Below are 11,587 nucleotides of genomic sequence, written 5' to 3' on the forward strand. Positions count from 1 at the left end.
GGTTATTTCTCCTCCTGCACCATCTCGATGTCATCAGCCGGGCATTCCTCGGCACAGAGGCCGCAGCCCTTGCAGTAGTCCAGATCGGGTATGAAAAATCCGTCCTCATCTTCTTTCACGCACCCTTCCGGACAGACGATCTCACAGAGACCGCATTTCGTGCAGGTCTGATGCTTGAAGACAGGTTTGAACACCCGCCACGAACCGGTCTTATTGTCCCGTGCCCGTCCGGGTCGTGCGGCGCAGCCGACATTGAGCGCCATTCAGGCCTCCCCCTTCACGAGTTTGTAGGCATGCGAGGCCGCCGCCACGTTTTTCTCACCGAGTTTTCCGGGGAAACGGGCCATCAGGGCTTTCTCCAGTGCCGGCAGCTCGATCTCGCCGGTTGCCGCTGCAAATGCTCCCATCAGTGTCGTATTTGTGATCGGGACGCCCAGGATCTCAAGAGCGATGCCGGTGGCGTCGATTTTGATCAGGTTCACCCCCGCGGGAACATTGCCGGGGAGGTCGTGTTCGGTATTGACAATGGCGATGCCACCCTCCTTCATCCCGCCAAAGACATCGACATCCTTGATCAGGGTGCTGTCCTGGACGATGATGTAATCGGGTTCGTAGACCTGACTCCGCAGGCGGATCTTCTCGTCGCTGAACCGGACGAACGCCTGCACAGGGGCACCGCGCCGTTCGACTCCAAATGCAGGAAAAGCCTGCGAATAGACGCCGCCCTCAAATGCCGCGACGGCAATCAGTTCGGCAGCAGTGACAGAACCCTGTCCACCCCTGCCATGGATGCGTAACTCTCTCAATCAGAATACCCCACTTAATTTATCATGATGAATCGTTAAGAAAGTTGTGCCGGAAACAATCCTTCGAGATTCCATGAATAAAACGGATTTTAAACCCCAATTACGCTGGAAACAGGATTGCCGATCCTCTAAATTGCCCTGATCTATCTTTAGTGTTGTGGGTGTCAGAGGTCAATAGGAAGACCAAGAACAGGTGAACCAGTTGTAAACACGTCCCGTGCGATCCGGGCAAGCCCCTGTGCCGCACACCACTCGTCATACACGGCAACCTCCCGCCCGAGGAGGTCTGTCACCTCTCCGGCGACAACCGGCGCCTTCGATCCAGCAAGTGCGATCCTGGCATCGGGATTCAGCAGGAGCATGGCGGCGCACTCCATCGCCGCAAACATCGCGATCGTCCTGTCCTGCTCCGCAGGCGGGAGGGTGTGGGCGACGCCGGCATGGAGAAAGGCGTCGTTTGCCGTTTCGATCCCGGCATCGATCCGGCGGATCGCATCCACGTCCAGCGCCCCGTGCCGGGTGCCGGGGGCAAAGATGCAGGCGTCGAAGGCGCCGACGATTTTTCCATCAGTGACCAGGGTCGTCACCGTGTTCGAGGAGGTGTCGCAGACCACCACGTCCGGACCCAGGTCATGGCAGACCTCATAGGCGATGCCTATCTTCTCCGGACTGGTCTGGTGGGAGTATGCCTTGAACCTGGGATCGGTCGGCGAACCCCGGTGAATCCCCGGGATCACCACGGCCGGAAGACCGCTCCTTTCAATCTCGTCAAAGACGCGGGTGCCCCCGCCGATGTGCTTGCCCGCACCCTCCCGCGAGATGACGCCGCGATTCTCGACCCGGCGGATATCCGTGATCGCCGCAATGCCGTCCCCCATCGAGTAGCAGACCGCAACCCCGTCGATCCGGTCGAGCGGGCAGAGTCGTGACAGGTCGGTGAACGAGAAACTACGGGCCTCTTCCCGCGATATCTTGAAGTGATCGCCCTCAGACGCAAAACGCATGGCCGTCGTGCCATGATCGATCCCGATGAACATACCAGTACTCCTATAGCATTGGAGGGCTATTCAATGGTAATGTTCAGCATAGTCACCGGCGGTGCCGGTTTCATCGGGTCGCACACCGTCGACGTCCTGGCAGGGCGCGGCGACGAGGTCGTGGTCATCGACAACCTGAGTGCGGGATCGACCGACAATATCGCAGAACACCTGAAATCAGGGACAGTACGGCTGGTCCAGGCCGATTTGCTCGATGACGGATGGCAGGCGATCCTTGACGGTGCCGACCGTGTCTATCACATCGCCGCCGACCCGGACGTCCGGGGGAGCGCACAGGCGCCGGGCGGACAGGTGCAGAACAATATCGTGGCGACCCAGCGGGTGCTGGACGCCATGCGAGAGCACAGCGTCCCGGAACTCGTCTTTACCTCCACCTCCACCGTCTATGGCGAGGCGAAAACGATCCCGACCCCTGAGCACTACACCCCCATGTACCCCATCTCAGTCTATGGGGCGTCCAAACTCGCCTGCGAGGCCCTGATCTCCGCCTATGCCCACTCATTCTCGATGCAGGCGTGGATCTTCAGGTTCGCCAACATCATCGGCGAACGGAGCGGTCATGGGGTGATCACCGATTTCATCAGGAAACTCCGGGAGAACCCGAAAGAACTGGAGATCCTGGGGGACGGACGGCAGACGAAGTCCTACCTCGACGTCCGCGAGTGTGTCGGCGGTTTCGAGTACGCCGTCGCCCATGCTGATGAGACGGTCAACACCTTTAATATCGGTTCGGAGGACTGGATCGACGTCGTATCCATCGCCGACATCATCGTCGAGGAGATGGGGCTCTCAGACGTCGCCTACCGCTTCACCGGCGGGGCGCGCGGCTGGGTGGGGGACGTGCCGCGGATGCAGCTCTCCGTCGATGCGATGAAGGGCCTCGGGTGGACGCCGGCGCTCGGTTCAGAGGAGAGCGTGCGAACGACTGTCCGCGCCATACTGCAGGGATGAAATGGACCTGACCGCCACGATCCTGCTCGCCCTCCAGAGCGCCCTCCCCCTCTGGGAGTCGCGGTATGCGATACCTCTCGCCATACAGGGAGGGTATCCTCCCCTTGCCGCCTTTGTGGTCGGTTTCGGGAGCAACCTTGCCGTGGTCATCGTGCTCCTCCTCCTCCTCGAACCGGTCTCCGAGTTCCTGATGGCGCATTCCCGGATCTTCGCCCGGTTCTTCGAGTGGCTGTTTGCACGAACGCGACGGCACACTGAGCGTTTCGAACGCTGGGGGGCGCTCGCCCTCATCCCCTTTGTTGCCGTGCCGCTGCCGGTGACCGGGTCCTGGACGGCCTGCGCGGCGGCGTTCGTCTTCGGGATCCGGTTCCGTTACGCCCTGCCGACGATTGCAGCCGGCATGATCGTTGCGATCGCCATCACTACCATTACCATGCTCGGGATCACATCTGTATCAGGAATGTTCGGAGGAAATCCATGAAGTATATCGTGGTGCTCGGGGACGGCATGGCCGACGAACCCCTCGACGAACTCGGCGGCCTGACCCCCCTCGAATATGCGGATACACCGAATATGGACCGGGTCGCACGCGAGGGTGCATGCGGCATGCTCAGGACCGTCAGGGACGAATACGATCCAGGCAGCGACGTGGCCAACCTCTCGGTGCTGGGATACGATCCCGGCACCTGCTATACCGGACGGGGCCCCCTCGAGGCGGCCAGCATGGGGATCGACATGGGTCCTGAGGACGTCGCCTACCGCTTCAACCTGGTCACCCTCAGAGGCGGGGTGCTCGAGGACTTCAATGCCGGTCATATCACAAGCGAGGAGGGCGCCGCCCTCATCAGGTCCCTCGAGGGCAGCGTCGAGGGAGTCGAGTTCCACCCCGGCATCTCGTACCGGAACCTGATGGTCGTGAAGGGGGGGAGGGGAGCGGAGACCACGCCCCCCCACGACATCACCGGGCAGACGGCAGACCCCCATCTCCCCACCGGCCCGGACGCCCCCCTCCTGCGGCAGTGCATGGCGGCGGCCGAGGCGGCGTTCGCCGATCACCCGGTGAACCGGGCACGGCTTGCCGCCGGCAAACTCCCGGCCACGACGATCTGGCCGTGGAGCGGCGGCAAACGCCCGTCCCTCCCCCTCTTCAGGGAGCGCTGGGGGCTGTCGGGCGGGATGATCTCGGCGGTCGACCTGCTCAACGGCATCGCCCGCTATGCCGGCATGGAGGTGATCTCTGTCGCCGGCGCCACCGGTTTCCTGGACACCGACTATGCAGCAAAGGCACGCTCGGCCCTCGAGGCGATCGAACGCCTCGACTTTGTGTATGTGCACATCGAGGCACCGGACGAGGCCGGACACATGGGGAGCGCGACGGAGAAGGTGCGGGCAATCGAAGGGGTCGACGGTGTCGTCGGCACCATCCTCGATCATTTCGACGGAACGGTGGCAATCCTCCCCGACCACCCGACCCCGATCCATCTGAAGACGCATACCCGCGATCCCGTCCCCTTTGCCATCCGCGGCGGGATTCGGGACAACACCGTTGTATATTCCGAACAGGAGGCGGCAAAGGGCGCTTTCGGCCTCCTGGAAGGTCCGGCGTTTCTTTCCCTCCTCTTCGGTCGGGAACCTGCGGTACGGCAATAACCAATACCCTTTTTTCACGAACGCTTCTGGCACCTCCCTTCAGCGTCATACAGCAGGAGCCTGCGGTATAATTATCCCGGAATAGAACATCTCCAGAACATCCCGGCCCTGAACGCCGGGACAGACGATTGACGAAGACCCATGACATCGTTTAAAATCACCGGAAAACTCCGGGAACTGGAGAAGGAGGTCGGCACCCTCTCGCCGATGCAACGGATCCTGCTCGGCACCGACGGTTCGGTGACCACCCTGCTCGAGAACGCACTCGGCTGCGAGGTGACGGTGCACACCATCTCCCAGCAGGTGGTGCCGGCCGACGAGGGCGTGGCGGCATCCCTCGGGATCCATGCTGGAGAGGCGGTCAACCACCGGATCGTGACCCTGAACGAGAGCGAGAGCGGGAAGACGCTCCTCTACGCCGTATCAGACAGCCCGCTCTCACGGCTGAACCCCTCGTTCAGGGACGACCTGATGCGCGCCGACATCCCGATCGGGCGGATCATGCAGATGCACCGGATCGAGGGGCGGCGTGAACTCGACGACGTGCGGATGTGCCGGGCAGGCACCGGCATCAGCGGCGTCTTCGGCATCTTCCGGCATGAACCCCTGCTCTCCCGCCGCTACCGGATCATCACCGGCGGACAACCCCTGATCAGCATCAGGGAGACCTTCCCCTACTGCAACTTCACCGACGAGGCGCGGGTGATCGTGGAGACGCCATCGCGGATCCATATGGGGCTCATCGACATGAACGGATCTTCCGGGCGTGTGGATGGCGGGATTGGACTCTCGGTCGAGGACCCGGCGATCGTGGTCGAGGCGAAACGCAGCAGCGAACTCTCAATCAGGGGCGAACCGGGAAGCACCGAGCGGGTGCAGAGGACCGCCGAGCAGGTGCTCGCCGCCCTCGGGATCCGGGGAGGGGCAGAGATCACGCTGCACCGCACCTATTCCGCCCACATCGGGCTTGGCAGCGGCACCCAGCTCTCCCTGGCCACCGCCCGCGCCCTCTGCGAGCTCTACCGCCCCATGGCCGTCAGGGAGATGGCGGCGATCACCGGGAGGGGCGGGACGTCGGGGATCGGCACCGCGGCATTCGAATCAGGTGGCTTCATCCTGGACGGCGGGCATCGTTTCGGGCCTTCGGGTGTGAAGTCCGACTTCAGGCCATCCGCGGCCTCACCGGAGGTGAACCCCGCCCCCGTGCTCTTCAGGCACCCCTTCCCCGAGGACTGGCAGGTCCTGATCGCCACCCCCGACATCCCCGAAGGAGCAAGCGGGGCCGAGGAGATCGACATCTTCAGACGGCACTGCCCGGTACCCATCGGCGAGGTGCAGGCCTTCTGCCATGCCGTGCTGATGCAAATGCTCCCCGGCATCATCGAAAAAGACCTTGACCTCTTCGGGACGGCGGTGAACTCGATCCAGGCCCTCGGGCTCAAGGGGGTGGAGCATCGCCTTCAGCCCTCCATCATCCGCGACCTGATTGCCACCCTCCGGACCACCGACGCCGCCGGCGTGGGCCTGAGCTCCTTCGGGCCGACGGTCTATGCGATCGGCGACACCGGCATGCAGGACGCCCTCAGGGCGGCAGAGGAGAGTATTGCAGAGACTGGCGGGACGGCATTCATCACGCGGGCAAGAAACCGCGGGGCGGAGATCAGGGCGTCCACCTGAGAAAAGCGTATCCGATCCGAAAAGCGGCATCAGATCCCGTGCATCATCACCGATCAGTGGGGGTAACTCTCATCATCTGCCGCATGACGGATCGATTATCAGGTGTAGTGTTGGGCATCAGGGGATATTGAGTGTTCGCCCCATGGGAACAGGATCACCCCCGAATCCGCACCGATATATAAACTGATATAGATACGGCACCAACTCTACTGTGAGAAGCAATGGCCGAAAAAAAGTCACTCACCCTCGGTATCACCGTCAATCTGGAAAACTACGAGAACATCCGGCTTGAGGTCAGCGGGGATGTCGAGACACCGGAGGAGGCGGAGGAACTCGCCGGTTTCCTCGACACCATCCTGTCCCGTCTCGGACGGGGCGACGATGCCACGGCCGAACGGGTGGACTCCTACCGGAGACGGGTATTTTCCACAAAACCTGCAAAAATGGGCGGCGGAACCGGAACCCAGATGGTCCTGGAGGAGATACAGCCAGAAATCACAGCCGAACCCGCAGAGGCACCCGCTCCCGAACCCCCCGTTCAGCCCGCCGAACCGGCGGTGATCCCTGCTCCGGCATCCGCCCCTGCGGAGGCGCCAGCGGCCCCGAAACCCGCTCCCGTAGCAGAAGACTGCTGTGAAGAGTGCGGTGTCGAGGTCCCGAAAACCCAGAAACAGATGAGCAGACTCTTCCTGAACCGGACGCTCTGCAAGGCGTGCATGGACAGGATGACCCATCCGCACTGAATGCAGGGCAGAAGTGAAATCTGCAGCCTATAAATAGGCACATGCCGAGGGATCAGTAATGAAGAAGGACCTGCTCATGTGGGACGAGACGCTCTTCCGGGACCCCGAGGTCTTCGAGATCGACTATGTCCCCGAGCAGTTCAACCACCGCGAGACGCAGATGAGCGAACTCGCCTTCCAGATCCGGCCCGGCATGCGGGGCGGGCGACCGCTGAACACCATCTGCCGCGGGTTGCCCGGCACCGGGAAGACGACGAGTGTGCGCAAACTCTTCGCCCAGATCGAGGATACCACCCAGAAACTGATCCCGGTCTATATCAACTGCCAGATCGACAATACCAAATTCGCCATCTTCGCCCAGATCTACCGCAGACTCACCGGACACCTCCCGCCACCGTCCGGCACATCCTTCAAGCAGGTCTTCGACGCCGTGGCCCGCATCCTCCAGAAAGAGGAGACCGTGCTGCTTGTCACCCTCGACGACGCCAATTACCTGCTCTATGAGAATGAGATCAACAAGGTGCTCTATGCCCTCCTCCGGGCACACGAATCCTATCCCGGCACCCGTATCGGGGTGATCACAATCATCTCGGATATGAACGTCGACCTCTCCAGGGAGGTGGACCCGCGGGTGTCATCGGTCTTCCGCCCGACCGAGATCTACTTCCCGCCGTACTCGGCAGAGGAAGTCCGCCACATCCTCGCGGAGCGGGTGCATACCGGACTCTACCCGAATGTGCTCTCAGAGAGCATGCTCGACCTCGTCGTCGAGCAGACGATGAAGAGCGGAGACCTTAGAGTAGGTCTCGATCTCCTCAAACGGGCTGCATTGAACGCCGAGGCCGAGGCACGCCGACGCGTCGAGGAGGACGACATCTGCAGCGCCTATCAGGTGTCCAAATATCTTCACCTCACCTTCACGCTTCGGACGCTCAAAAGCGAAGAAAAAGCGCTCGTCTCCACGATCGCGGAGATGAGCATCGAAGGCGAGGAAATGAACGCCGGAGAGGTGTATAAGGTGGCGAAAAACAGCGCAAAAATCGGATATACGCGCTTTTACGAGATCATCAAGAAACTCGATGCCATGCGCCTGATAAACCTTGATTACCGGCAGGGGCGGGGGAGGACACGGGTGATCACCCTCAGATACGACCCCCGTCGAGTGCTGGAACTTCTCCGCTGAACAGAAGATTGGCAAGTCTTATCTATTCTCTTTGCGTTCATAATGTGAACGGTGATATACCCATGCTGAGCGTGAATGAACAGGCCCTTGACATATTCAACGACATTTTTGAATACCCTGAAGACTACAATGCCGCTGCCCACGAGCTGGACAATGGTGCGCGTATTGTCGATGCCGGCGTAAGCGTCCCCGGCGGATACCGTGCGGGACGCATCTTCACAGAGATCTGTCTCGGCGGTCTCGCCGAGGTGAACTTCACGATGGGGCAGATCAAGGGAATCCCGATGCCTTTCATCGAGGTTTCGACAGATTTCCCGGCCATCGCCTGCCTTGGCGCCCAGAAGGCGGGATGGACCGTTAAGGTCGGCAACTACTTTGCGATGGGGTCAGGCCCGGCCCGCGCCCTCTCCCTCAAGCCGAAGCACACCTATGAAGTGATCGACTACCAGGACGAGTGCGATGCCGCCGTGATCTGCCTGGAGAGCGACCACCTCCCGAACGGCGAGGTCATGCAGGCGATTGCCGACGCCTGCAAGGTTGAGGTCGCCAACACCTGCGCCATCGTCGCACCCACCTCCTCGATTGTCGGCTCCATCCAGGTGGCCGGACGCTGTGTCGAGACGGCGGTCTACAAACTCAACGAACTTGGTTTCGACACAAAGAAGATCATCGCCGGTTTCGGCACCGCCCCCGTGCCGCCGGTCCGCGGCGCGAAGAACGCCATGGGCGTGACCAATGACGCCACGATCTACCACGGCCAGATCACGCTGACGATGGAGGCGCCCGAGATCAAGGACTACCTGGAGCGCATCCCCTCCTGCACGTCACAGGGCTACGGCAAACCCTTTAACGAGATCTTCAAGGAGGCAGGCTACGACTTCTACAAGATCGACACCTCACTCTTCTCTCCGGCAGAGGTCGTCATCAACGAACTCTCCGAGGGCGCCGTCTACCGTGTCGGCGAGGTCAACCCCGATGTCACCCTGAAGTCCTTCGGCCTTCAGTAATTCTTTTTTTTTACAATCGCTGAGAAATAGGAGCGGGAGATAACGGCTCATTCCGCATTTCCCCCGCGAAGTCGATCCGTCAGCGGACCCAGACAATCTCCGGGGCCCGTCTCGGTGGTTTTTCCGGTTCCTCTTTTGGATAGCCAAAGACCACAGGCGCGACAATCCGGTAGCCCTCCGGGATCTTCAGTTCCTGCATCAGGTCGGGACTCCCGGTGACCGGTTCGATCGCACCGATCCAGCAGCTCCCGATCCCGATCGCATGGGCGGCGAGCATCATGTTCCCGGCGCAGAGGGTGCAGTCATAGGTGCTGAAACGGTTGCGTTCATCCCCGACGACCAGCACCAGGACGGCCGCATTATAGAAGATGTTGAACTCCTTGGATTCGAGCATCTTTTTGAACACGTCGGACTCGGCATCGGTCCGGTCCTTGAGGTTCAGGAGCAGGACCGGTTTGCAAAAGTCGGATATGCGCTTCATCAGGTCATGGTCCCGGACGACCACGAACTTCCACGGCTGGAGACCGAGTGTCGTCGGGGCGTGGATGCCGGCGTCGATAATCGAAAGGACGGTCTCCTCATCAAGATAACGGCCCTCATAGGCCCGGACGCTCCGTCTCCCCCTGATGGCGGCCATCACCGTGTCTGCATATGATGGTGTCATGGAACGCCCTGACACATACCTGAATATAAAGGTTCGTCAGGATCTGGAGAGAGGCAGTGAGCCCCTGCAGCGGGCCTTTACATGAGATTCCGGAAGGCAAAGGCCTCAATAGTCCATGCCGCCGGGGATCTGCGACCGGCCTACAGATTGAAGAGGGGCGGCGTCGATAAATGGTTGGAGAGGTTGATTATCGTGTCCAGAGAGATCACCATCGGAAAGGAGTTCAAGCCTGCACCCAGCTTCAGGGCATACTACTTTCTTTCCCTTATTTTCGTCGTTGCAATTCTGGTCGCCTTCCTGATCCTTCCGGCGGCGATCACCGGGGCCCCCCTCTGGGTGACGCTTGGCATGGCACTGGCCACGGCGGCGATTGCCATCTTTGTCGGTGTATGGATCCCGATGTACTATCGGAGCATCCTCTATCACCTGACGCCGACCGAGATGACCTGGCGGCGAGGCGTCTGGTTCAGGCAGACCGGGATCGTACCCTACAACCGGATCACGAACGTCGATATCATCCAGGGACCACTGATGCGCTATTTCGGCATCTCCAACCTCAGGATTCAGACCGCCGGATACTCGGCGCAACCGCAGGCTGAGATCCGGATTCTGGGGATTGAAGAGCCCGAGCCCTTGCGGGAGCTGATCATGTCCAGGGTGCGGGGGACCCCGCCGGTGGCGGCGGCGACCGGCGGTGAGGACCTGCCGTCGGGAGGCGACGCACTGCTCGAGGAGGTGCGTGCGATCCGGAGAACTCTGGAGGAGATGAAGAGATCCTGAAGGTTTGTGCAGAACGGATGCCACCTTTTTTTGCGCAGCGGAGGAGCACGAGAACGACGGGCGCCGGAGAACAACAGAGATATATGTGCGTGCGTACAACAATAGAAGGTATTTCTGGGGCCTGTGGTCTAGCTGGTCATGACGTCGCCCTTACACGGCGAAGATCTCCGGTTCGAATCCGGACAGGCCCATCGATTTTCACCATCATTTTCAGATTCTAAGAGCATATTGACTTTAGATTCAAGTTCAGACACTCTCTCCGCAAGGCCATCTTTACCGCAAGGTTGTATAACTTCAGATATCCATTCAACATCAGAGTCAAGGGTCAATAATAAGGCAGTCTTGCCGCCACGATTGATTTCGTAAATGTATGCGGTTTCACCAATGAGATCTGCGCGCCCCTGAGGGAGTCTGATCAGGGGATACGTGATATTTTGCTTTGGTTTTAATTTACTGATCTTCGATTGACCAATGAGTTTCATAGTTGTCCAATTGGTTTTATAACATTATATAATTTCCGCAGACAACAGCGCCAACCTAAGCGCGCAGATAGCAAAGATGCGAACAGACCGAATGCGGCAGACACCTCCGTTACCGCATCCACATGATAACACACAGAGGATTAAATAATTCTAATAAATATTAATAATTTTACCCCGCCATCATAATCGAAGAGCAGATCATGGAGAAAAAGACAAAAAAGAGACAAAAAGTGTAGATATAAAGGACGGCCAGAATGAAGATAAAATCCTTCATTATAATCAAGAGGAATGAACAAGGCAGGCAATTACCATATCCATCACAACCTTTGTGTCTCTAACCCCATAAATTCAGGGTTTCCGCGACACTTCTGAACACACCCAACAATTCCACATTCCAAACATTGCACCCAAATGAAAATTAATAAATACGATAAACGTCATATAGGACATGATCAGAGGTAGACATCAGAGAGCGTTCAACTTCTGTAAAAAAGTAATAGTTCGGGTTTGCCTTTCATTTTAGATTCTGTTATTTCCTGACTCTCAGAGTTCATACATACTCATTCTCAAAGGCCATTCGCACACG

12 protein-coding genes and 1 tRNA gene are annotated in these 11,587 nt (G+C 59.4%); 9 read left to right on the plus strand and 4 right to left on the minus strand.

Going from position 1 to position 11,587, the window contains the following annotated elements; all coding sequences use genetic code 11:
• Positions 1-2: 2 nt before the first annotated feature.
• From CUJ86_RS09320 to CUJ86_RS09330, 3 genes are all read right to left on the minus strand, one after another.
• On the minus strand, positions 3-263 hold the full coding sequence (locus tag CUJ86_RS09320; protein WP_130647291.1) for a 4Fe-4S binding protein: 261 nt from the start codon (positions 261-263) through the stop codon (positions 3-5).
• Complete coding sequence (locus tag CUJ86_RS09325; RefSeq protein ID WP_130647292.1) at positions 264-806, minus strand: pyruvate ferredoxin oxidoreductase subunit gamma; 543 nt, start codon at positions 804-806, stop codon at positions 264-266.
• Positions 807-970: 164 nt separating this feature from the next.
• Positions 971-1,843, minus strand: coding sequence for a methanogenesis marker 12 protein (locus CUJ86_RS09330; protein WP_130647293.1), 873 nt, complete (start codon positions 1,841-1,843; stop codon positions 971-973).
• A 39-nt stretch (positions 1,844-1,882) separates the two neighbouring features.
• Between CUJ86_RS09330 and CUJ86_RS09335 the strand changes: the two genes are divergently transcribed.
• The 7 genes from CUJ86_RS09335 (at position 1,883) to mch (ending at position 9,075) form a co-directional block, all read left to right on the plus strand.
• Positions 1,883-2,815: an NAD-dependent epimerase/dehydratase family protein gene (locus CUJ86_RS09335; RefSeq protein ID WP_130647371.1), complete on the plus strand. Its 933-nt coding sequence runs from the start codon at positions 1,883-1,885 to the stop codon at positions 2,813-2,815.
• Position 2,816: 1 nt separating this feature from the next.
• Entirely contained in the window at positions 2,817-3,296 is a 480-nt protein-coding gene (locus tag CUJ86_RS09340; RefSeq protein WP_130647294.1) for a COG2426 family protein, read from the plus strand.
• Complete coding sequence (locus CUJ86_RS09345; RefSeq protein ID WP_130647295.1) at positions 3,293-4,465, plus strand: cofactor-independent phosphoglycerate mutase; 1,173 nt, start codon at positions 3,293-3,295, stop codon at positions 4,463-4,465. The genes CUJ86_RS09340 and CUJ86_RS09345 overlap by 4 nt, the downstream gene beginning before the upstream one ends.
• 141 nt (positions 4,466-4,606) lie before the next feature.
• Entirely contained in the window at positions 4,607-6,142 is a 1,536-nt protein-coding gene (locus CUJ86_RS09350; protein WP_130647296.1) for a beta-ribofuranosylaminobenzene 5'-phosphate synthase, read from the plus strand.
• 221 nt (positions 6,143-6,363) lie between these two features.
• Positions 6,364-6,885, plus strand: a complete 522-nt coding sequence (locus CUJ86_RS09355) for a hypothetical protein (RefSeq protein WP_130647297.1) — start codon at positions 6,364-6,366, stop codon at positions 6,883-6,885.
• A 58-nt stretch (positions 6,886-6,943) separates the two neighbouring features.
• Positions 6,944-8,068 (plus strand): ORC1-type DNA replication protein, encoded by a 1,125-nt coding sequence (locus CUJ86_RS09360; protein WP_130647298.1) that lies wholly within the window; start codon positions 6,944-6,946, stop codon positions 8,066-8,068.
• A 62-nt stretch (positions 8,069-8,130) separates the two neighbouring features.
• A complete protein-coding gene (mch, locus tag CUJ86_RS09365) occupies positions 8,131-9,075 on the plus strand; it encodes a methenyltetrahydromethanopterin cyclohydrolase (protein WP_130647299.1) in 945 nt (314 codons plus the stop codon).
• A 79-nt stretch (positions 9,076-9,154) separates the two neighbouring features.
• Here mch and CUJ86_RS09370 read toward each other — a convergent pair whose 3' ends face one another.
• Positions 9,155-9,739, minus strand: coding sequence for a nitroreductase family protein (locus CUJ86_RS09370; protein WP_130647300.1), 585 nt, complete (start codon positions 9,737-9,739; stop codon positions 9,155-9,157).
• An 81-nt stretch (positions 9,740-9,820) separates the two neighbouring features.
• Here CUJ86_RS09370 and CUJ86_RS09375 point away from each other — a divergent pair, with 81 nt between their 5' ends.
• Entirely contained in the window at positions 9,821-10,519 is a 699-nt protein-coding gene (locus tag CUJ86_RS09375; protein ID WP_165394853.1) for a PH domain-containing protein, read from the plus strand.
• 117 nt (positions 10,520-10,636) lie between these two features.
• A tRNA-Val gene (locus tag CUJ86_RS09380) sits at positions 10,637-10,710 on the plus strand.
• Positions 10,711-11,587 lie beyond the last annotated feature (877 nt).

Origin of the sequence: Methanofollis fontis (assembly GCF_004297185.1) — an archaeon.
Lineage (GTDB): Archaea > Halobacteriota > Methanomicrobia > Methanomicrobiales > Methanofollaceae > Methanofollis > Methanofollis fontis.

What these genes read in the sequence shown, in the direction of transcription:
- CUJ86_RS09330 (WP_130647293.1), bottom strand. Translation starts at nt 1,843, where the DNA reads ATGTTCATCGGGATCGATCATGGCACGACGGCCATGCGTTTTGCGTCT.
- mch (WP_130647299.1), top strand. Translation starts at nt 8,131, where the DNA reads ATGCTGAGCGTGAATGAACAGGCCCTTGACATATTCAACGACATTTTT.
- CUJ86_RS09345 (WP_130647295.1), top strand. Translation starts at nt 3,293, where the DNA reads ATGAAGTATATCGTGGTGCTCGGGGACGGCATGGCCGACGAACCCCTC.
- CUJ86_RS09350 (WP_130647296.1), top strand. Translation starts at nt 4,607, where the DNA reads ATGACATCGTTTAAAATCACCGGAAAACTCCGGGAACTGGAGAAGGAG.
- CUJ86_RS09320 (WP_130647291.1), bottom strand. Translation starts at nt 263, where the DNA reads ATGGCGCTCAATGTCGGCTGCGCCGCACGACCCGGACGGGCACGGGAC.
- CUJ86_RS09335 (WP_130647371.1), top strand. Translation starts at nt 1,883, where the DNA reads ATGTTCAGCATAGTCACCGGCGGTGCCGGTTTCATCGGGTCGCACACC.
- CUJ86_RS09360 (WP_130647298.1), top strand. Translation starts at nt 6,944, where the DNA reads ATGAAGAAGGACCTGCTCATGTGGGACGAGACGCTCTTCCGGGACCCC.
- CUJ86_RS09355 (WP_130647297.1), top strand. Translation starts at nt 6,364, where the DNA reads ATGGCCGAAAAAAAGTCACTCACCCTCGGTATCACCGTCAATCTGGAA.
- CUJ86_RS09340 (WP_130647294.1), top strand. Translation starts at nt 2,817, where the DNA reads ATGGACCTGACCGCCACGATCCTGCTCGCCCTCCAGAGCGCCCTCCCC.
- CUJ86_RS09370 (WP_130647300.1), bottom strand. Translation starts at nt 9,739, where the DNA reads ATGACACCATCATATGCAGACACGGTGATGGCCGCCATCAGGGGGAGA.
- CUJ86_RS09375 (WP_165394853.1), top strand. Translation starts at nt 9,821, where the DNA reads ATGAGATTCCGGAAGGCAAAGGCCTCAATAGTCCATGCCGCCGGGGAT.